The organism is Variovorax sp. GW821-FHT09B01 (genome assembly GCF_059418345.1).
The window spans coordinates 181023-201987 of sequence record NZ_JBWKPQ010000005.1; the positions used below are offsets into that span (position 1 = coordinate 181023).

Below are 20965 nucleotides of genomic sequence, written 5' to 3' on the forward strand. Positions count from 1 at the left end.
GCGGCGCGCTCAGGCAAAAGTGCCGTGAAGAAACCAGGCTGTATCTTCCGCCGCCAGCCGCATCTGGAAGATCCAAAGCACGCCTGCATGCTCGCTCAAGGCCACCCAGTAGTCGCGCGCGACATGGCCTGTGCGCTCATCCGTCGCTGCGGCTGCGCTGCCGTCCTCGCCATCCCCTTCGGCTTCCGCAGCTTGCGTTGTTCGATCCCACCAACCGCCTTCGACGCGATGCGGCCCGGCGAGCAATTGCAGCACGCCCTGATAAATCGGGCGGTTGTCTTTCGTGGCCAGGCGCAGCGGCTTCGACAGGATGAATGTCGGTTGCGGCACATCCACGAGCCTGCACCGGCCGCGTGGTGTCGCCTCTGGCGCAGGACGCCAGCGACACATCCACTCCATCCGATGATCTTCGAGGACGACCGGGCGAAGCACCCTTTCGGGGCCAAGGCGTGCGGCAACGCGCTCGAGCACCAACGCCAAGCTCTCGCCCGATTGCCGGGCTTCAGGCAGCATCGAAAAGCTTTTCTCTTCCAGCGGATGCACCTCGGTCGCCAGTAGCTCAAGGTCACCCACCGGCGCCAACAACTCGATCTTGGCTACGTGCTCTGCCAAGAGCCGCATCAGATGCTCCGTAGCCCGTGTGGGCTGCGCCGTGCGCACCGTGAGTTCGCCGCCATCACCCGCGCTCCTGGAGCGCATGGCATCGTGGCACCAGCGCAGCGTGAAAGCGGTGACGCCCGATCGCCGGGCGGCGAGCCAGCCGGCCAACTGCAGCATCAATCGCCGTGCGCCGAACAGCATCGCCGGAGCATGCTCGACACGGGCCATCAGCTCGAGCTTCGCGGCAAAGGTCTCGGGCAGTTGCGCCCAGGCATAGCTTTCGGGGCGCAATCCGTATGCCTGGTCGAGCGCCGTCAGCACCTGGGCATCGAAGCGCCGGCTCAGCCCTCCACGCGGCAGCGCTCTCACGTGTCCGAGGGTCTGGCAGCCCAGGCGCGCCAGCGTCGCCTGATGCACCGCGACGTGGGTCAGTGTCTGCAAGGGCAGCGCGTCCAGCAACTGTGCCAGTGGCTTGACAAACCCGTTGGACAGGCCGGCACGAGCGAGCGCTAACGCGGCGAGGCTCGTGGGGGCCCAGGCCAGTTGCCGTACGCCCAACTCGGCGCATTCATCGCGCACTCGCAGCACCAGACGACGCTTACCGCCGAACAAGCGCACGCTTTGCTCGACTTCCATGGCCACCGCTGGGCAGTCCAGAAGCGCTTCGAGGACGGCAACGCGCGGTGTGAATTGGAGACACCAGGTCGCCAGACCCTCGAGCGCTTCAGTGCGCCGCTGCGGGCCGTCCGGAAGCTTGTCCGGAAGAAGTGCTGCCCACAGCATGGGAAAGCTTTCTCGAGTGGCTCGCCGCGATCAGATGGCTCGGGCGCGTCAGACGTGGCGTGAGGATGTCCTCGAGTCCACCAGGGATCGAGGGCAATCTCAGCTCCCCCTCGTGAGGTGGGCCTTTGCGCTTGAGCAGATGAATGCACAGCTCCCAATCGAGGCTGAACCGCGCCTGCAAACGAAGCGGTGCGGCCGAAGCCTCATGCTCGGCCGCCGCTGGACGAAAAAGGATCACCGGTCCATCACAGCTTTGAGCGCACACCTGCAACCGGCGAATTTGCTCCTGCCGGGCGTGAGGCAGCCATCCAAGGAGCATGCCCACCGCATTGGCTTTGATGAGTTGCTCGATGGCCCACAAGCGTTCGAGCGGCTTGTCGGCCTGGATCCATACCAACTGATGCTCGTCGAGTCCGAGGTGAAGGAGTCCCGGCAGGTGAGGCGCCTTCGGCGGACCGACCAACACGATCTGCTTGCCCTGCGCCACCAACGCGCGCATGGACGGAGCGCACAGACGCCACTCAAGCGCTGTGGGTTGCAACTGCAGCACCTCGGTCAACGACTGGCAGGGCCAGCCGCCTCCCGGCAACTGTGCGTCCAGTGTCGCGAAGCCGCTGCTCAGCGTCGTCGTCACAGGACTACCCATTGCGTCGCCACGCCAGAGCGCGGCCTCTATGGCAGGGGACAACGTGAGCGGGTCACGCGAGATCCTGCCTCGTGACACCGGCGACAGACGGGCCGGCGGCGGGTCTTCGCCACCAGCCCATGACAGGGAGATGGCCATGAAAGGCTCCGATTACTGTATGGACATACAGTATCCTAAGAGCGTCTGGCTTTAGCAAGAATGTTTACAAATTTCTTCGTCGACGGGTGTTTGGAAGCAGGGGCGCCTCTGAATCGAGACCAGGCATGGAGAGCGGCGTCGTCAGCGTGAAGCCTTCTGGCGAATGCGCCGACTGAAGAGGGTCACTGGATAGGCGTAGAACGTGGTACTCGCAAAACTGCCTGGGGATCGCTGCATGACCCGTCAAGATTTTGAGCCGCATTCCCCCAGAACCATCTAACGGCGATAGCAAGGAACCCGCGCAGGCTCACTCGCCAGCGAGGCCCTCCGCTCAGCGCGACCGAAAAACGATGTCTTTCATGCGCTGCAGCTTGGGCGACACGACCGGCACCGTCAGCATGGTGCTCGCCACGGCCATGATCAGCAAGGCCGTGAAGGTCTCGTTGGTGATGATCGCCTTGTCCAGCAGGACGTTGGCAAAAATGATCATGATGAGGGCTTTGGTCTGCAGCAGCCAGCCGATCAGCGAGGCTTCGCCCGGTTGCCAGCGCAGCAGCCGCCCCGCCAGGCGAAGCCCGATCAGCTTGCCAGCCACCGACGCGACCAGCAGCACGGCCGCAACGAGAAAGACCTCCGTGCCGCCCACCTGCCAGTTGGTACGCAGGCCGGTGCTGAGAAAGAAGACCGGCATGACCACGAGCAGCACGTTGTGACGCAGCCAGTCCATCTGCTGCTGGTCAAACCATTCCGCGTCCATCACTGCGCCGGCGATGAACGCGCCCACCATGTAGTGCAGGCCCGACCAGTCGGCACCGAGCCCGCAGGCCGCGAGCCATATCAGCCCGGCGTACCAGCGATCGCGCTCGGGGACGCGGACCATCAGCCGGCGGAACAGGATCGAAGCGACGGCGAATACTGCCAGGAAGCCTGCCTGCCTGCCGACCCGCTCCCAGTCCATGAGGATCAGCGCCAAGACGCCCCAGATGGCGATATCGTCCAGGCTCGCGTAACGCAGGATGCGCTGACCGATGGGCTGGCGCAGGATCTGCAGCTTCTCCATCAGCAAGATGAGAATAGGTAGGGCCGTCACGGCGCACGACATGCCGATGCCCAGCACGAACTGCCAGGACGTCCCACCTGCCCCCATCCAGCCGGGGTAGGGGAGCAAAGCAAGCGCTGCCAGCGCGCCGAAGGCCAGCGGTACGCCGAGCGCCAGTCCTGCCGTGACGCCACTTTCGCGGCGGTGCTCCCAAGCCTTGCGCAAGTCGAGCTCGATGCCTGCGATCCAGACGAACATCATGACGGCCCACTGCGCAACGGCGTTCAGCGACTGGACAACGGGCCCGTTGAAGACGAACTTGTAGTAGTCGGGAAACACCGCGCCCAGCACGCCTGGCCCCAGCACGATGCCAGTGATGATCTGCACCACCACGAGCGGCGCGAAGTACTCGGTGCGCCCCAGACGCCAGACAAGGTACGGTACCGAAAAGATGATCAACATGGCGACGAGGAAGATCTCGGAAGTGGTCATGCAGAACGGCGCCGGCGAACGGGAAGGAATGAAAGAGGGCTCAGTCTGACATGGCACCAGCCAGTCAACGGATTGGTTCAGCTGGCCGTGATGTCGATGGCTGCGCGCCCGTCATCGACATGCGCGTGAAACGACCAAGACTTGCTGCACTTTCGGGCGGGTCTTTGGGGCAAGCCGGGCATCCGCGGCGACGTGCGCGGTATGCGACGTTGAACATCGCGCACCAGACCACACCGACCCGCATCTGCAGAAGCTAGAGCGAAGACGCTTCTTACGAACGAAAAGTCAGCACGCACGCGGCATTGCGAAACGGTCGATAGCTCGAGCCCTCGCGCGAGCGACCGTCCCGACAAAAGGACATCAACTGCGGGTGCCGCAGCGAATCTTTCGAATGCTTGATGGCTCGGCAACGTAGGCTCAACAGGCGTTGCACAGTGACGCCAACGATTCAGTCTGCGTCAAGCTGGGTGTCAAGCTGCCTCGCGACCTCGGCGTAGTGGCGCGCGGAGGCCGGATTCTTGGTTTCTACATAGTGCGCACTGACGGCACGTGCGGCACGAAGTGCAGCCTCGAAGCCATCATGACGCTCCTGCCAGGAGCCGTCACGCGATCCGAGGTCCCCCTCCACGAACCGGCCCACCCGATAGCCACCCCCGTCGAAGTCGATGGCGCCCATCACTGGAATCCCTTCGCGCATCTCCCCGTAGAAGGCATTGCCCGCCTTCGCACCTTCGCGATTGCGCAGCATGCCCAGGCCAGCCGCTTTGCCGCCAGGGCAGGCCCCCACCCAGTAGGTCGCGGCGCCTTTCAACGAAGCAGGGACAACAAAACGACAGTCTCTCGAGGGATCCTTGACCCAATCTGTTGCGGTCTGTGCGCCCGCCGCCAGCGCGAGGCTTGCCAAGCCTCCCAGCAACATCCGCAAAGCCGCGCGCCGAGCAGCAGCACCCATCGCATACTTTTTCTTCGAGAATTCAAACATTCGCAATACCCTTCCAGCCATCCCCAGCGCTAACGAATCGTTGGATCAATGATAAATAGTGGGATCAACTCTATCAACGAATATTGAAGCCGATGCGACGGCGCAAGTCTGTGGGATACACACTCAAACCGACACCGACCACGTTCCGCCAGACCCCAACTTCCCCGCGCGAGCGCTCGTGAGCCGTGAGCGTCCGGCCCCTTGTCTTGAATTCTCTTAAGGCGAAGGATTTTCCTAGTCGCCAGGCTCCCCAGCGTTAAACAGCTGCAGGGATGAACCGAACTGTACGATTTGTAGTAACGCGGGCGTTGGTACTGTACGAGCTTGCGCGCGAGCTGGGCGGCCCTCGTGGACTCGAGACAAGCTCGCGCGTGAGCGTTTGGATCGATCGGTCCTTAGTCTCGATCAGGCGCAGCTGCTCGGCGAAGCCATCGTGGAGCCAGAAGGCCACCTCATCCAGTTGCTCTGCACTGTGACCCTTCAATTGTTCGGCATCCAGCTAACTAAGAACAATGCCGAAAGCATGCTGGCAAGTCGCTTGAATCTGTTGTGCAGAGAGTGATCGGTCCGCAGGGATTTGGGCGGCGGCACGTACCACGTCGTTGACTTGCGAGAACGTACGTTGCGCTCGTTCGCGCACGATCTTGGCCGCGTTGCCTAGTTCTGGCTCAACGCGGCGGACCCAGTGTTCATGAAACTCACCTAGAAGTGCGCCAAAGAGTTCAATCGTGTCGTAGATGTACAGCACATCCTGCGCTTTTTTCGCAAATGGTCGATCGTCTTGGATCAGAAATTTTTGCACCATGAAGCACAACGGATGAGTGACCTGAATGTCCTTTGGAGCGGATACAGGGATCCCGTCTTCTTGCCGCAGCGAGATCACCCAAGGATCGACAAGAAGAATGTCCAAATGGCGAATCTTTTGTGCCACGATCCCCCCTTTAGCCAGTGTCGCGTCAGGCTTGCCACCACGTTTGATACCGCTTCCTACAAGCGGGGTTAGAAACTCTGCATAGAAGCCGCCTTCTTCTTGACCCAGCGTGTAGTGGGCCACTGGCGGCGTATGGTCGCCACCCAACTCTTCTTGAAAGCCGTGTCCAATCAAGGCGCTTTTGATGTCGCCTTCAATCACCTCCTTGTTGGCAAAAGCCAAATCAGTGTCGCGGGTAAAAACCGGCTGATGCTCCAGCTGATTTGCTCGTGGATCGAGCCGATGAAGGCGATGAGCCCACCCGCCGATGAAAACCAACTGCTGGCGCCACGGATCCAGTGCCTGCACCAGTCTCGCAAACGGCTCTAGATCGTTCATCCAGCTTGCTTCTCAACGAGGGGGCTCATCACCTTCTTATAGATGAAGTCCGCCTGTTCCGCACCGCGGGACGCATGGTTCGCCACGTCCAGCCAGACCTGGATGGCATCGCATGCAAGCACACCGTTGCGATCAACGGCAGCACGGAACGTAGATTGGGGAAAGGAGGCCTGCCTCAGTATGAAATCCGGGCGTTCATGGGCCGACGCGACAAGCGCGGGCCACTCGGATATATCTGGACGTGGAAGTTTTGGAACGTACACGTATGGCGGCACGCCGCTGACATGCCCAAGGCTCAACGCATCCGCAGCAGCAAAAAGTCCCAAGCAGGCGTCGACCTTTCCGTTGAGATGTGTCTGAATCTGCGACAGAACCGGGGCCTTGATCAAGAATCGCATGGGCAACTCCGGGCACGTGCGCATGGCCGCGGCACGCCAGCGCCGAAACAGCTCTTCCCGACGCACCAGGACGATTTGCGACGACGACTCATCAAGGAAGCCTTCATGGCGAAGCTGGCTCAAAAATCGGGATGCACTCATTGCCGATACTTGCGCGGCTTGGGCAAATTCTGCGCCGGTGCGGTAGATCTGGCGAGGAGCCTGCAACAGGCCGTCAGGAACGTCACGCGCTAAAAGAACCTTGAGCATCCATTGGTTGAGATCTGAGAACAGATTGACAGCCTGTGGTGTCGAGTGCGCGGCGTAGCGCGCAGGCTCGGGGAGCATCTGATTCAGTGCCTCAAGCGCTGGCCCTCGGAAAAACCGTACGCCAGATTCAGAGACGATGCCAATAGGTACCTGGATGGCATACCGCTCGACAAAGCTTTCCACATGTCGCAGCAGTGACGAGGCAGCCTGCTCTACGCAAACGACCGCCAACGGCAACGCGTCGCCCAGTGAGACCGATGCGGCCTGAGCTTCGAGGATGGCTTGAGACAACAGTGGAATCACCCGGTCGGGTCGACCTTCAGAGACGGTCTTGACTTCCACCGCAAAGCGAAAAGCACCCTGGGCAACGATCAGATCCGGGCCCTGCCCCTCCTGGGCGGCTGTCACCGCCCACCCGTGGTCGCGAAACACTTGGGCGACGAAATCCTCGCCGGCTTGCCGGTTGATCGATCGTGAGGAAAACACACAGCTCCTACAGTGCCCTATCAGGGCCATTGTACATATCTCGGCCATGATAGCAACCACGTCCATGTTAGCACCAGGCCGCACTAGATATGGAGCCTTGGGCGATCTCTTCAAGCAAGCGCTGCCTAGCTCCGAATCCTACGTCTGGCCACGCCCCCTCGAAGACCTCGTTGAGCGTACGAACATGCGGTTGAGGATGTCTGTTGCCAGTTGAGAGCTGGTCAGCGTGCGCCCTGATGAGGCAACCTGGGTCGTCCTTGGAGAGGATTGGCTGGGCGCCGAGGGCTGCTGAGCCTGAGCCGCTGCGCTCCAAACAAAGAATGCGCCTGCACCCACAGTACCGACGACGAGGCGGGCAAAGTACATCGTCAGATCCCACCATTTGAATGGTCTCGCGGCCCCTCATCAGGCTGCCAAAGGTTGCAGGCCCTCGGCACGGGCGTCGTGTCTGCATCGCGCGCAACGATTTGTCGGCAATCTGCTTGGATCGTGGTGTGCGGTTTCCCAGCCAGCCCAAGCTCGCCGTGGCTGGGGTTTCAGCCGAAAAAGCGCGGGAAAACCTGGGGCAAGGCAAATAAACCCTATCCATATCAACAACTTACAGGGCAATGTCCGCCTGGCACATGCGTTGCTATTCCTGAGCGCATCCCTGAGACAGAGGACGGAGACAACCATGCGCCACACCCCCTTGCCCAGCACTTCCCCGCGGCCTGCGCGTTCGCGACCCGAGCGCCCGCGCCGCCACCCGCCTACGCCCCTGCTCTGACATGCGCCGCTAGGCGCACGGCCCGGCTTCACCGGGTCGCGCCGCCGCATGGTCATCCCACTGCGGGCGAGCCCAGCCATTCACCTCCCCCCTTTTCCTTCCCAGCAACCAGAACCACAACGGAGACCGAGAAAATGAATGCAAGACCTGAGATCAAGTCCCGCCTCGCCAAGGCGAAAGCGCCGCTGCGCATCAGCACCCTGCTGGCCGCGATGATCCTGGCCGCCTGCGGCGGCGGAAGCGACGGAGGCGGTGGATTCATACCGCCCGTCGCCGGCGGCGGTGGTGGAAATCCGACCGACCCCGGCAACCCGGATCCGGGCACACCACCGGCGGGGGCAACGCTGAAGGTCGGCGTGCTGTCGTCGCCGCCTCAGTTGGTGACCGGAGACGACGCACTCGTGGAACTCGAATTGCTGAGCGAGCAATCTCCCAGCAGCCTGTCGGTGACGGTCGACGGGCGCGATGTCACGGCCTCTTTCGCGCCCAACCCGGCCAACGGACGGCTGGTGGGCAAGGTCACGGGACTGAAGACCGGCGCCAATGAGCTGGTAGCCAGCTACGGCGGCTACAAGGCAACGCTCGCATTGACGGCCTACCCGATCACCGGCCCCGTGATCTCCGGGCCACATGAGGAGCCCTTCGTGTGCGGCTACGAGACCTTCACGCGCATGGGCGGGCAGAAGCTCAAGTCGCTCGACGACGGCAAGTGCTCGGTCGAGACGCGCGTGGACTACTACTACCGGACCACCGCGGGCACCAACACGCGCTTCGAACCCGGCAGCCTGAGCGCCTATCCGGCCAACATCGCCTACCTCACGATCGACGGCAAGCAGGTGCCGTACGTGATCCGGCTCGAGAGCGGCACGATCAACCGCGGCCTGTACCAGTCGGCGATCCTGCACGACGTGCTCAACGAGCCGCCCCCGTCCCCGACCTACCGTACCGCGGGCTGGAAGGGCGGCCTGATCTATCCGCTGGGCGGCGGCTGCCAGGGCGGCTGGTTCCAGCAGGGCAATGACTTCGCCACGCTGATCAATCCGACCTACCAGAGCCGCGGCCTCGCGGTGACCACCTCCACGCTGAACGTCTTCGGCACGAACTGCAACGACCTGCTGTCGTCCGAGACCATCGCCATGGTCAAGGAGCGCTTCATTGAAAACTTTGGCGCGCCCACCTACACCATCGGCACCGGCGGCTCGGGCGGCTCTTACCAGAGCCATCAGACCAGTGACAACTATCCCGGTCTCTTCGATGGCGTGGTGGTGAGCCAGGTGTTCGCCGACGTGACCTCATCCACGATCTTCAAGCTGCACGACTCGCGCATTCTGAACAACTACTTCAACGACCCGGCCACCGTGGCGCTGAACTACACCGTGGCCGAAAAGCAGGCGATCTCTGGCTACCTGCAGATCGGCAACATCCCCAACATGAGCGGCAGCGCCGGTCGGCTCGACCCGCTGGTGTCATTCCCTGCAGGCGTGCCGGTGGAGAAGCGCTACAACCCCGCGACGAATCCGACAGGCGCGCGCGCCACGGTGTTCGACCACACCGTGAACGTCTACGGCAAGACGGCCGAAGGCTTCGCGCTGCGCCCGATCGACAACGTCGGCATCCAGTACGGCCTGAACGCGCTCAACGAGGGAAAACTCAGCATCGACAAGTTCCTCGACCTCAATGAACGCGCTGGCGGCGTGGATCGCGACATGAAGCGCACCACGACCCGTACCGTGGGCGATCTTGACGCACTCACGCGTGCCTATCAGTCGGGGCGCATCGTCAACGGTGCGGGGGGACTTGCATCCACCGCCATCATCGACCTACGCGACTACAACGACGGCACGGTGGGCGGAGACATCCACACCAAGATCCACTCGTTCTCCATGCGGGAGCGACTGCGCCGCGCCAATGGCAACATCGACAACCACGTGATGTGGACCAAGGGCGCGAGCAGCGCCGAAGCCTTCGATGCGATGGATGTCTGGCTGCGCGCCGCCAAGGCCGACAACTCCGATCGTGCACTCGCGCAGAAGATCGCCGCGGCACGCCCTGCCGATCTGAAAGACGCTTGCTGGAACAACGGCCTGAAGTACACGGAAGAGCAGACTGCTTTCGGCGAAAGCGCGTGCAACACCTTCTACCCGGCAGGTACGACGCCGCGCATGGCCGCTGGCGGCCCGCTGACCGATGACATCGCCAAGTGCCAACTCAAGCCGCTGAACCCGTCGGAGTACCGCGTGTTCTTCACGCCCACGCAGTGGGCCCGTCTGAATACTGCCTTCCCGGACGGCGTGTGCGACTGGACCAAGCCCGGCGTGGGCCAGCAGCCGCTGAGCGGCACCTGGTTGTCGTTCGGGCCCTCCCCCGTGAACCTGCTGTTCGACATCACCAAGCAAGTCACGCCTTCGATGCTCTAACGCCTGCGGCATGACGCACGGGCCGCTGCCGACGATCGGCAGCGGTCTTTGGATTTTTCCTCTTGTCCCAACGGAGTCTTTTCCTTGAACCGATCGATCTTCAACCGAAGCCTGGCCCTTCTCGCGGCTGCCACCGTGGCCCTGAGCGTGCATGCGCAGGACTTTCCGGGCGGCAAGCCCATCACCATCGTCGTGCCCTTTGCCGCGGGCGGTCCTACCGACCGCGTGGCGCGCGACCTCGCCGAAGCGCTGCGCAAGCCGCTGGACGGTGCAACGATCGTGATCGACAACGCTGCCGGCGCCGGCAGCACCATCGGCAATGCCAAGGTGGCGCGCGCCAAGGCCGACGGCTACACGTTGCTGCTCACGCACGTGGGTATGGCCACCACCCCCGTGCTCTATCGCAAGCTGCCCTACAACTACGAGAGCGACTTCGAGTACCTGGGCATGATCAACGATGTGCCGATGACCGTGATCGGCAAGCCGCAGCTCGAAGCCAACAGCTTCAAGGAGTTGCAGGACTGGATTGGCAAGAACGCCGGCAAAACCAACCTCGGCAACGCCGGCATCGGCTCGGCCTCGCACCTGTGCGGCCTGCTGCTTCAAAGCGAGCTCAAGGCAGAGATGACCACTGTGCCCTACAAGGGAACGGCACCGGCCATCGCAGACCTGCTGGGTGGACAGATCGACCTGCTGTGCGACCAGACCACCAACACCACGGGCCAGATCGAAGCGAAGAAGGTCAAGGCCTATGCGGTGACCACGCTCAAGCGCCTGGGCACGCCCGCGCTCAAGGATCTGCCCACACTCGATGAATCGGGCCTGAAGAACTTCCAGGTCACGATCTGGCATGGGTTGTATGCGCCCAAGGGCACGCCGGCGCCGGTGGTCAAGAAGCTCAACGATGCGTTAAAGGTCGCGCTCAAGGATGCGGAGTTCATCAAGAAGGAGGAAGGCCTGGGCGCGGTCGTCGTGACCGACAAGCGCGTAGAGCCCGCCGAGCACAAGAAGTTTGTGCAAGCTGAGGTCGCGCGCTTCGGTCCAGTCATCAAGGCTGCCGGCGTGTACGCCGATTGACGCCCATCGGGGGTGCACGGAATGGCGCCGATGCAGGGTAACTCCGTCTCGGCGAGCCACAAGCGCCTGCGTACGATCACGGGTTGTTGTTTTCGTAGCCTCGCGGCCCTCCGCCTCCTGCTTCCGTGTCAATGCTGCTTTCGGCAGGTCGCGCCGTGCTGAAGCTTTCCGCACCGTACCGCCATGGCTTCGCCGGCTCCCCCGACGATCTGCGAGACCAGGCCGTGCTCGCGCGCTTCAAGGGCGCGACCGCCTCCTCAACCACCACTCGCTGGCACCGCTGGGCTGCGATGGGGGCCTGGCTGTGCCTGATCGCCGCGGGCGGCGCGCTGGGCTACCTGATCGGGGAGCGCACGGGCATCCGTGCGTTGCAGCAGGGAACGCTGCACCGACTTGACATCTATTCCACCAGCCTGCGCAGCGAACTCAGCCGCTACGAATACCTGCCGCAGGTGGTGGCGCTCAGCCCCGACGTGCTTGATCTGCTGCGTGCTCCGGCCAACCGAACCCTGCAGCTCGAAGCGAACGTGTACCTCGAGACGGTCAATGCGCATGCGCAGGCCTCTGCGGTCTACGTCATGGATACCACCGGCCTCACGCTTGCGGCCAGCAACTGGAACCAACCGGGCAGCAGCTTCGTGGACATGAATTTCTCGTACCGCCCCTACTTCAAGGATGCAGTGCGAGGCATGCCGGGACGTTTCTACGGCATCGGCACAGTCAGCCGCGAGCCCGGGTACTACTTCTCCCACGGTATCGTCGACGGAAATCGCCAGTTGGGCGTGGCCACCGTCAAAGTCAACCTCGACAAGCTTGACGCTGCCTGGTCGCGCTCCACCGACAAGGTGCTGGCGATCGACGGCAATGGCGTGGTGTTTCTCGCTTCCGAAGCGGCCTGGAAGTTCCGCGCGCTGCGGCCATTGTCGAGCGAGACCCTGCAGCAGCTTGCGCAGACCAGGCAGTACACAGAAGCCGGCGCACTGCGACCGATCGACATGCGCGAGCACCGCCCCCTGTCGGGTGGCGATGCGATGGTGGTGCAACTGGACGCGGACGGTGCGCGCCGGTTCGCTGCGCACGAACCCTTCCGCCCCGACTACCTGCTGGACAGCCGCCCTGTCGAAGGCACCGACTGGAAGCTGATCATCCTGTCGGACATGAAACCGGTGCATGCCCTCGCACGCACCTCGGCGATGGGCACCATGTTCGCATTGGTGTTTCTCACGCTTCTGGTGCTGTACATCCAACAGCGCCGCCGCATCGTGCATCAGCGGCTTGCGGCACGAGAGGCGCTGCAAGGCGCCTACGACGAACTCGAGCAGATGGTGCAGGTGCGCACCGAGGCGCTCAGCCATGCCAATGGACACCTACAAACCGAAATCGCGGAGCGCAAGCGTGCCGAGGACATCCTCAAGAGCACCTTGGACGACTTGGTGCAGACCGGCAAGATGGCGGTGCTGGGCCAGATGTCGGCTGGCATTACACACGAGCTCAACCAGCCGCTTGCCGCGCTGCGCACGCTTTCAGCGAACGCTGTCGTGTTCCTCGAGCGCGGACACACCGACCAGGTCGATCTCAACCTTCGCACCATCTGCGACCTGACAGACCGCATGGGCCAGATCACCTCACAGCTGAAGAAATTCGCACGGCGATCGACCGTGCAACTGCAATCGGTGGCGCTGGCCGACAGTGTCGCCGACGCACTCTTCCTGCTCAACCAACGCATCCGCCAAGAGCGCATCGAGTTATCGCAGGAGATCGAGTCCGGCCTGCGAGCGCTGTGCGAAGGCAATCGACTTGAACAAGTACTGGTGAACTTGCTGGTGAACGCCTTCGATGCGACGGCCGCCGCGAATGCCGATCCGCGCCGCGTTCGGCTGGTGGTCCGCAGCGCGCCAGAAGGAGTCGTGCTCGAAGTGCATGACAACGGTGACGGCATCGCGCCCGAGGTCATGCCGCGGCTGTTCGAGCCTTTTTTCACCACCAAGGAGCAGGGTCTCGGATTGGGCCTCGGGCTGGCCATCTCCGCCGGCATCGTGCGTGACTTCGGTGGCCTGCTGCGTGCCGCGCGCAGCAACCTCGGCGGAGCGGTTTTCTCCGTCACGTTGCGAAAAGCAGATGAACCGACACTCCATGACTGACACGCGCAATCTCGAAGTTCTCTACGTCGAAGATGATCCGCCCGTGCGCCTGGGCAGCACGCAGGCGCTACAGCTCGCCGGCGTGCGCGTCACCGGCTTCGGCTCTGCCGAGCAGGTACTGCAGAAGCTGACACCGGGCTTCGCGGGCGTGCTGGTCACGGACGTCAAGCTGCCGGGCATCGACGGCCTGGAGCTGCTTTCGCGCGCCCTGAGGCTCGATCCGAGCTTGCCTGTGATCCTCGTGACTGGCCACGGCGACATCACGATGGCGGTGCAGGCGATGCGCCTGGGGGCCTACGACTTTCTTGAGAAACCTTTCTCCCCCGACCAACTGACCGAAGTCGTTCAGCGCGCACTGGACAAGCGCGCACTGAGCCTGGAAGTCGAGCATCTGCGGCGCAGGATCGCGGGTTATGAATCGATCGAGGCGAAACTCATCGGTCGATCCTCGGCCATGCACAAGTTGCGCCGTCTGGTGCTGGACGTGGCCAACTCCGATGCCGACGTCCTGATTCTCGGAGAGACTGGCACCGGCAAGGAGCTCGTGGCGCGTTGCCTGCACGATTGCAGCCGTCGCAAGGAGGGCAATTTTGCGGCCATCAACTGCGGCGGCATGCCCGAGGCGTTGTTCGAAAGCGAGATGTTCGGCCACGAGGCTGGCGCCTTCACCGGCGCGGCGAAGCGGCGCATCGGCAAGATCGAACACGCGCGCGGCGGGACGCTGTTTCTCGACGAGATCGAGACGATGCCGATGAACCTGCAGGTCAAGATGCTGCGCTCCCTCCAGGAGCGCCAGTTCGAGCGCCTGGGATCCAACGAACTGCGGCCAATGGACAGCCGCGTCATCGCCGCCACCAAGGCCGACTTGCTGGCTGCAGCGCGCGAAGGCAAGTTCCGCGACGACCTCTACTACCGCCTGGGCGTTGTGATCTTGAACCTCCCACCGCTGCGCGAAAGGCGCGAGGACATCCCTCTGCTTTTCACCCACTTCGCCATGCAGGCGGCACTGCGCCATGAGCGAGAACTACCGGCAGTAGCATCCCACCATCTGGAGGCACTGATGGCGCATGCCTGGCCTGGCAACGTGCGAGAGTTGCGCAACATCGCCGACCGCTTTGTACTCGGACTGTGGGAAGGCAACGAGGCCACGCGTGGAATGACGCCAGGCGAGCGCTCGCTGGATGAGCAGCTGGCCCAGTTCGAACGCTACCTGATCCACGAAGCGCTAGAGGCTTGCAACGGCTCGGCCTCCGCCGCGGCAGAGCGGCTCGGCGTGCCCCGCAAGACCCTGTACGACAAGATGCGCCGGCTGGGTCCTCTGGCGGCGGTCGAAGCACGTCGAGCCTAGTCACGGGACCGCCTCGCGGACATGTTGCATGTCTCAGCCGCATCATTCTTCGATCCATCCGCATCCCTGCGACGACGATTTGCGCAAGCAGCGCATAGCTGCAACGCCTTCGACATCACGTGCTCGAACACCATACCGCGGCCCGCGAATGCCTTCGGCATGGGCATCATGTTGCATGACGCGAGGACCGACCGAGTTCGCTCTTCCTCGGTGTCCGTCCTCGTCCCTTCGTGCTGTGTGGCTGCGCCACAGACGCACCGTCATGCCACCCCATCACCAGCAATCAAGCAGCGATGGCGGCAGTAGCTTGACATTGCCGCGACGAAGATTGCCGCCGAGCTTGCCTGAGCTCGCCCCTCATTCGACGCCTTCTTAGCCGCCCTAGGCACCGACACCCAGTGAGCGGCCGTTCGGTCCACCCCTGCCGGCCGTGACCTGTTTCAACGGCCGTCCTGATCCTGCCGTGTCATGCGCTTTGTACCACCGGAGCGGCCGCACCAAGAGCAGACGCAGCCACTGCACCAGAGCCTCGCATGCCCCAGTGCCATCGAACTTCGCATCGTCGACAATCGACCCATGAGCAACTCGAGTGCAGCCTTTGTCCTCAATCCAGAACGGACCCGGGACATCGCGCACCTTCTGCTGGATGCCGAGGGTCGGCTTCTGATTCGCGAAGGCCGCGAACTCTCCCAAACCACGGCGGAAGAGCGCCTGTTGTTTGGGGTGCGGCACGGCATCTACAGCTTGCCCACGGTGGAACTTTTGGAATTTCTTCAGGCACGCATTGCAGGCCGCAGCGCGATAGAGATCGGCGCAGGCCATGGGGTGCTGGCTCAGGCACTCTCCATTCCGGCCACCGACAACCGTCAGCAGGAAGATCCTGCGATCCGCGCGTATTACGAATCCATCGGGCAACCGACGATTCGCTACGGCGACCACGTCGAGAAGCTCGATGCTGAGCATGCGCTAGCCAAGTACCGACCGCAGGTGGTCATCGCCTGCTGGGTCACGCACCGCTTCGACGAGGCCGAGCCTCAGCGAGGCGGCAGCATCACGGGTGTAGACGAAGCTGCCATCCTCGAGAACTGCGAAGAGTACATATTCATCGGGAACGAGAAGGTCCATCAACACAAGCCGATCTTGTCACTTCCGCACGAAAGGCTGACGCCACGCTGGCTTTACTCTCGCGCCCTCAACGGAAGCCCGGAGTTCATCGCGATCTGGCGCAAAGCGCCGGCGTCAATCGCGACAAGGCACTAGAGCCATAGAACCGCAACGGTTCTCAGCTGACCGCGGCAGACGCCTTGGACAGACACCACTGCCCAGCCAGCCGAACAGAACCAGAAAGCGCACCCGCCCCAAAGTCGGGCAAATGTCAAAGCTGAAACCTCCAGCGGATCGACCAGGCAGCATCGCCCGTCACCCGTTACCCGTCACCCAGACATGTCGTTGCCCCGTCCGCAAAGTCCTTGTCCGGCGACGGCGAATCGCTAGAGTTCAGGCGGACCTATTGAACGCCGTCGCCGCGCAATGACCTCCAACTGTCGCTCCAGCGTTATCCGTACCCGCGTGCCACAGGAAACACGGGCCAAGTTTTCCGCCCTTGCAGCGTTTCATGGCCTCTGCGAGGCTCACTTGCTCGCGCGCATGGTCAATGAGGTTCTCAAGGATTCAAGCCCTGTCGGACGGGACGGCCTCGAGAAAGAGGAAACGTCGACACCCGACGTGGAGGACTCCACACTGCCTCGCGTCGCACTACGCCTTCGACCGGGTGACCGCGCCTTGGCAACACTGCGTGCCGATGCTTGTGGCATGAAGCTCAGCAGCTATCTGGTCCTGCTGGTGCGCAACCATGTGCGACGCTCGGCGGTCCCACCCCCTTGCGAACTGACGCAGCTCAAGATTCTCTGTGCGCACCTGGCCGCGCTACGACGACAACTCGAGGCGTTCGGCACGCCGAACACTTCCATCGATGTGGCCGCGGAGCTAGGCGGCGTGCTTGCAGAGGTTCGAAATCAGGTGGAAGCCGCACGCGAGGAGGCCGCGGCCATTGTGCGCAGAAACCTCGTCTGCTGGGAAACCGGCGCGCAGGCCTGAGATGCCCGCGAGGAACGCGCAAGGCAATCGGCAGGGTGCCACACCGATCGGCGCGACACCCGATATGTCGCTGGACATCGTGAGCTATGGCCGCAAGGGGCCAGGCGACGTCTTGCGCTTCAGTTCCGACGAGATCGCGCAGATCCGCCGCACGGTCGATCGTGCGCCAGAGGTGATGGTGAAAGTCACCGGTGGCGGACGCGACGCCTCCAGCGTTCAGGTCCATCTGGACTACATCGGCCGGCAGGGAAAGCTCCCCATCGAAGACGACGAAGGACGCACCCATCACGGAAGAAGCGCCGCTCGTGAACTCGCATGCGACTGGCAGTTGGAGCTCTGCAAAGGTCAGTACAAGGCCAAGCCAGTCAAAGGTCAAACAGACAGCCGCCCCAAGGTCGCCCACAACATCGTGTTGTCGATGCCGCAAGGGACACAGCCGGAAAAGCTGCTGAGAACAGTGCGCGCATTTGCGCGCAAGAACTTCGGCCAGCGCCACCGATACGCCATGACCTTGCATGTCGACCAGGCGCATCCGCATGTGCATCTGGTCGTCAAAAGCGAGCAAGAGTACGAGCCAACCAAGCGGCTGTGCATCTACAAAGCCACGCTCAGACAGTGGCGCGAGCAGTTCGCTTCGCTCCTGCGCGATGAAGGCATCACGGCCAATGCGACGGCCAGGCAGGTACGAGGACAGATGCGTACCCCCTACAGCACCGCGGTCCATCACCGTCTGCAGGCACTCCAAGCTGCCGCTCGGTTGCCGCCTGGGGAAAAAGATCTGCATCGGGCACCAAAGACCTCCACCCTCATGCAAGCCAAAATTGAAAAGGTGCTTCGTCTCCTCGGTAGCCAGGAGCACGTCATCGACCACGGCCTCGAGGCGATGCAGCGCACGCGATATGGAGTCCTCCATGATTGGCGCGCCACAGCTCAGCAGCTGCGACGACAGGGAGAGTCCGAACTGGCAGCGCAGGTCGATCGCTTTGTCGAGAGCATGCCGGCAGTGCAGACCGACGCGAGATGGCTCGCAGAGCGTTGGAAGGCGCAGGCCAAGGGCCGATCGGACATGGCGCCCGTCGCCCCGGACAAGGGACCGCGGACACGATGAAGAACCGGAGGCCAACGGCCTTCCCAGCAAGCATCAGTCCATGCGACGCTCAGCGCCAGATCCCCCTTCACCCGCCTCAGGAAGCGACACCCGCCACTCCAGAAACACATCGTTGGTGCCACGCCCAGTAACGACGTCAAAATGTGGGACATCGCGGGCCGCAGTGCTCTTCCACGCTGCGAGGGCAAGGACCACACTGACTCGACCGCGATCGCCCCTGAAGTCCGGCTCTTTGACGCCTCCTTCGGGTCGGACACCTTCATCGGGATGACAGTGCATCCCGACGCCCGCTGTTGCAGCGGGATGCGAAGTCAAGGCTAGTGGACTGCGCCCCGAACTCGGCCGGGCGAGCGAAGCAAGAACTCCTTGAGGTTGGCGGCGTTCGTCTTCTCGAAGAGACGGGACTTGTAGGTCAGCACAGTGGTGGGCGACAGGTTCAGCGCGCGGGCGATCTCTTTGGCCGTGTGGCCGCGCCAAAGAAGTTCGGCGACCTGCCGTTCACGCACAGAGAGTGACTCCATGTCGATGGTCGCCACGGGAATCGACTGCGGCGGTTGCGTGGCGAACTCGTCGTGGCGCTGTGCCAAGGCAATCAACGAAGGGCCGCAGTAGCGCAGCAACGCCGTGGTTCTGCTCGAGACCGCGCGCGAGAAGTACAGGTTGATGTAGCAAGTCCGCTCGCCCCAGGTGCCGAACAACGAGATCTTGCTTGCGAAGCCGGGCTTCTCGAACAACTGCTGACGGTATTCGCGATCTCGAATGCTCTCGGGCGAGACCGATACCAGTTGCACATCCGAGACAGGATCGCGTATGGACTCGCACACGCGCTGGTAGTTGGGATCGCGCTGATAGAGCCGATTCACATAGACGTCCGTGGTCCATTCGATCATCGACTGATCGAGCAGGCTCGCGCAACGCGCATAGCCGATGCGGCCCGTGCGGTCGTAGCGCAGGTGGGACATGTGGTCCACACCCACCACCTCGTGGAGCCCACGCAGCAATGTCGCGTGAAACATCGGCCGACCCAGGTCAAGGATGGCCTGGGGTGCCCAGACATCCTGCATCGGGGCCACCGTGGCCAGTTCGTTCGTCTCCATCTTCTTGATTCTCCTGCCGCGGCGTCGGTTCTCGCCCCTTGCACACGCTGATGTCCTCACTTGAAAGGACAGACCCGAGGAAGGCGAACTCCTAAATTCGTGCCGGTCACATCGAGCGGCACGAACCGCAGTCCTTGAATGTTAGAACTTCCCGTCTATTCCTACAAACGCCCCGGCGAGCTCGACCGCCCACAAGACACGCCGCACCCCGTCATCGTCGTCGGCGGCGGGCTCAGCGGCCTCAGTGCGGCGCTCGACTTGGTGCGACGCGGCATCCGCGTCGTGGTCCTGGACGATGACAACACCGTGGGTGTGCGCGGGTTGGCCTCGCGCGGCATGGTCTGGGCCCAGCGTACGCTGGACATCTTCGAGCGCCTGGGCATCGCGCACGAAGTCGTCGCCAAGGGCGTGCGCTGGAACCTCGGCCGGGTCCTGTGCCGCGATGCCGCCGTCACCTCGTTCAGCCTGCAGGCGCAACCAGACATGCGTCACAACGGATTTGCGAATCTGCAGCAGTACTACGTCGAGAAATTTCTCGTCGAAGCCCTTCAACGCGAACCGCTGGCCGAGTTGCGCTGGTTGAACGAGGTCGTCGCCGTGCGTTCGGCCGAGGACCACGTCGAGCTCGACGTGACGACGCCCGAGGGTGCCTACACCACCTGCGCCCGATGGGTTCTCGCCTGCGATGGCGCCAACAGCCGAGTGCGCACAGCCCTGGGGATCGTGCCCCGGCTTCACGACCGAACGGAAGACCGTTGGATCATCATCGACGTCATCCTGCGCTCGGGTGAATGGCCCGAGGAGCGCTGGACCTGGCTGGATGCGAGCGCCAACGATGGACGCGCGGTCTGGCGGCACAAGATGGCGGACGATACCTGGCGCCTCGACTTCCAATTGGCGCCGAACGAAGACCCTGCCGTCGTGACAACGGAGTCAGCGATGCGCGAGCGGGTGGCCAAGCTCGTGGGCCCAGACGTTGCGTTCGACATCGCCTGGTCTGGCGCCTGGGGCTATCGGCACGAGTGCCTGGATGATCTGCGCAGGGGACGGGTTCTCTTTGTGGGCGACGCCGCCCACCTGGTTGCGCCTTTCGGTGCACGTGGCGGCAATGGCGGCATCCAGGATGCCGACAACCTCGGCTGGAAACTGGCGCTGCACCTGCAAGGGCTCGCTGGAGAGGCCGTGCTGGACAGCTACGGCCATGAGCGCAAGCACGCGGCGCTGGAGAACATTCGCCAGGCACGCCGGTCTTCACGCTTCGTCTACCCGGGGGCACACAGCTCGGCCGCGCTGTGGCGCGACGCCATCATCGCGCTGGCGCCGGACCACGATTGGGCCGCCCGCATGATCAACACCGGGCGCCTTTGCACGCCCGCCATCTACCCAGCGTCGGCGCTTGCAGCCGGCACGCATGCACAAACCGGCGTGGCGCTTCCGAATGTGGTGCTCTCCAGCGAGGGCCCCGGCGCGTCGCCGCCGCGCACGACGCTGCATCAGATCCTCGGCCCCTGGTTCACCGCATTGGTGCTCTCCGACGACCTGCCCTCGCAGCGCGCAGCGCATCCGCTGTTGCACTGGGTCGCCGTCGGACGGTACTGCGACGCGGCAGGCCGCGCGGCGCTGGCCCGTCAGCTGAGCCGGCCCGCCGACGCAGGCGCGGTCTGGCTCATTCGACCCGATCAGCACGTCATGGCAGTGCTGTCGATCGACGAGGTCAATGCCATGGAAAAACTTTCTGCTCTGCTGCAGGCAGCGCTGGATGCAACCCCCATCGTCTGTGAGGAGGCTTGAG

General features: G+C 63.1%; 15 protein-coding genes. 8 read left to right on the forward strand and 7 right to left on the reverse strand.

What is annotated here, in order from left to right:
• Window positions 1–9: 9 nt before the first annotated feature.
• The 6 genes from AC07RV_RS17655 to AC07RV_RS17680 form a co-directional block, all read right to left on the reverse strand.
• A complete protein-coding gene (locus tag AC07RV_RS17655; RefSeq protein ID WP_492713777.1) occupies window positions 10–1383 on the reverse strand; it encodes a Y-family DNA polymerase in 1374 nt (457 codons plus the stop codon).
• Window positions 1325–2167 carry a translesion DNA synthesis-associated protein ImuA gene (gene imuA / locus AC07RV_RS17660; protein WP_492713779.1) on the reverse strand — a complete coding sequence of 281 codons (843 nt, stop codon included), beginning with the start codon at window positions 2165–2167 and terminating at the stop codon, window positions 1325–1327. The genes AC07RV_RS17655 and imuA overlap by 59 nt, the downstream gene beginning before the upstream one ends.
• 331 nt (window positions 2168–2498) lie before the next feature.
• Complete coding sequence (locus AC07RV_RS17665; RefSeq protein ID WP_492713781.1) at window positions 2499–3698, reverse strand: cation:proton antiporter; 1200 nt, start codon at window positions 3696–3698, stop codon at window positions 2499–2501.
• Window positions 3699–4146: 448 nt separating this feature from the next.
• On the reverse strand, window positions 4147–4680 hold the full coding sequence (locus AC07RV_RS17670; RefSeq protein WP_431513155.1) for a hypothetical protein: 534 nt from the start codon (window positions 4678–4680) through the stop codon (window positions 4147–4149).
• Window positions 4681–5179: 499 nt separating this feature from the next.
• Complete coding sequence (locus tag AC07RV_RS17675) at window positions 5180–5989, reverse strand: GSU2403 family nucleotidyltransferase fold protein (protein ID WP_208507339.1); 810 nt, start codon at window positions 5987–5989, stop codon at window positions 5180–5182.
• A complete protein-coding gene (locus AC07RV_RS17680) occupies window positions 5986–7122 on the reverse strand; it encodes a hypothetical protein (protein WP_492713784.1) in 1137 nt (378 codons plus the stop codon). Before AC07RV_RS17680 ends, AC07RV_RS17675 begins: the two co-directional genes overlap by 4 nt.
• Before the next feature lie 900 nt (window positions 7123–8022).
• Between AC07RV_RS17680 and AC07RV_RS17685 the strand changes: the two genes are divergently transcribed.
• From AC07RV_RS17685 to AC07RV_RS17715, 7 genes are all read left to right on the forward strand, one after another.
• Window positions 8023–10305 carry a DUF6351 family protein gene (locus AC07RV_RS17685; RefSeq protein ID WP_492713786.1) on the forward strand — a complete coding sequence of 761 codons (2283 nt, stop codon included), beginning with the start codon at window positions 8023–8025 and terminating at the stop codon, window positions 10303–10305.
• A gap of 84 nt (window positions 10306–10389) precedes the next feature.
• The gene (locus AC07RV_RS17690) at window positions 10390–11382 is read left to right on the forward strand and encodes a tripartite tricarboxylate transporter substrate-binding protein (RefSeq protein ID WP_431513159.1); all 993 of its coding nucleotides are present in this window, start codon (window positions 10390–10392) and stop codon (window positions 11380–11382) included.
• 131 nt (window positions 11383–11513) lie between these two features.
• The gene (locus AC07RV_RS17695) at window positions 11514–13523 is read left to right on the forward strand and encodes a sensor histidine kinase (protein WP_495338099.1); all 2010 of its coding nucleotides are present in this window, start codon (window positions 11514–11516) and stop codon (window positions 13521–13523) included.
• Window positions 13516–14871 carry a sigma-54-dependent transcriptional regulator gene (locus AC07RV_RS17700; RefSeq protein ID WP_492713790.1) on the forward strand — a complete coding sequence of 452 codons (1356 nt, stop codon included), beginning with the start codon at window positions 13516–13518 and terminating at the stop codon, window positions 14869–14871. The genes AC07RV_RS17695 and AC07RV_RS17700 overlap by 8 nt, the downstream gene beginning before the upstream one ends.
• Before the next feature lie 576 nt (window positions 14872–15447).
• Entirely contained in the window at window positions 15448–16131 is a 684-nt protein-coding gene (locus AC07RV_RS17705) for a hypothetical protein (RefSeq protein WP_431513162.1), read from the forward strand.
• 270 nt (window positions 16132–16401) lie between these two features.
• Window positions 16402–16968 carry a hypothetical protein gene (locus AC07RV_RS17710; RefSeq protein WP_431513163.1) on the forward strand — a complete coding sequence of 189 codons (567 nt, stop codon included), beginning with the start codon at window positions 16402–16404 and terminating at the stop codon, window positions 16966–16968.
• A 1-nt stretch (window position 16969) separates the two neighbouring features.
• The gene (locus tag AC07RV_RS17715; protein WP_493196323.1) at window positions 16970–18076 is read left to right on the forward strand and encodes a relaxase/mobilization nuclease domain-containing protein; all 1107 of its coding nucleotides are present in this window, start codon (window positions 16970–16972) and stop codon (window positions 18074–18076) included.
• Window positions 18077–18393: 317 nt separating this feature from the next.
• Here AC07RV_RS17715 and AC07RV_RS17720 read toward each other — a convergent pair whose 3' ends face one another.
• The gene (locus AC07RV_RS17720) at window positions 18394–19173 is read right to left on the reverse strand and encodes a helix-turn-helix transcriptional regulator (RefSeq protein WP_492713793.1); all 780 of its coding nucleotides are present in this window, start codon (window positions 19171–19173) and stop codon (window positions 18394–18396) included.
• A 138-nt stretch (window positions 19174–19311) separates the two neighbouring features.
• Here AC07RV_RS17720 and AC07RV_RS17725 point away from each other — a divergent pair, with 138 nt between their 5' ends.
• A complete protein-coding gene (locus tag AC07RV_RS17725) occupies window positions 19312–20964 on the forward strand; it encodes an FAD-dependent oxidoreductase (protein ID WP_492713795.1) in 1653 nt (550 codons plus the stop codon).
• Window position 20965 lies beyond the last annotated feature (1 nt).

Excerpts from the sequence above, each read along its gene's own strand:
- AC07RV_RS17655 (WP_492713777.1), bottom strand. The coding sequence starts at position 1,383 with ATGCTGTGGGCAGCACTTCTTCCGGACAAGCTTCCGGACGGCCCGCAG.
- imuA (WP_492713779.1), bottom strand. The coding sequence starts at position 2,167 with ATGGCCATCTCCCTGTCATGGGCTGGTGGCGAAGACCCGCCGCCGGCC.
- AC07RV_RS17665 (WP_492713781.1), bottom strand. The coding sequence starts at position 3,698 with ATGACCACTTCCGAGATCTTCCTCGTCGCCATGTTGATCATCTTTTCG.
- AC07RV_RS17670 (WP_431513155.1), bottom strand. The coding sequence starts at position 4,680 with ATGTTTGAATTCTCGAAGAAAAAGTATGCGATGGGTGCTGCTGCTCGG.
- AC07RV_RS17675 (WP_208507339.1), bottom strand. The coding sequence starts at position 5,989 with ATGAACGATCTAGAGCCGTTTGCGAGACTGGTGCAGGCACTGGATCCG.
- AC07RV_RS17685 (WP_492713786.1), top strand. The coding sequence starts at position 8,023 with ATGAATGCAAGACCTGAGATCAAGTCCCGCCTCGCCAAGGCGAAAGCG.
- AC07RV_RS17695 (WP_495338099.1), top strand. The coding sequence starts at position 11,514 with ATGCTGCTTTCGGCAGGTCGCGCCGTGCTGAAGCTTTCCGCACCGTAC.
- AC07RV_RS17700 (WP_492713790.1), top strand. The coding sequence starts at position 13,516 with ATGACTGACACGCGCAATCTCGAAGTTCTCTACGTCGAAGATGATCCG.
- AC07RV_RS17705 (WP_431513162.1), top strand. The coding sequence starts at position 15,448 with ATGAGCAACTCGAGTGCAGCCTTTGTCCTCAATCCAGAACGGACCCGG.
- AC07RV_RS17710 (WP_431513163.1), top strand. The coding sequence starts at position 16,402 with ATGACCTCCAACTGTCGCTCCAGCGTTATCCGTACCCGCGTGCCACAG.
- AC07RV_RS17715 (WP_493196323.1), top strand. The coding sequence starts at position 16,970 with ATGCCCGCGAGGAACGCGCAAGGCAATCGGCAGGGTGCCACACCGATC.
- AC07RV_RS17720 (WP_492713793.1), bottom strand. The coding sequence starts at position 19,173 with ATGGAGACGAACGAACTGGCCACGGTGGCCCCGATGCAGGATGTCTGG.
- AC07RV_RS17725 (WP_492713795.1), top strand. The coding sequence starts at position 19,312 with ATGTTAGAACTTCCCGTCTATTCCTACAAACGCCCCGGCGAGCTCGAC.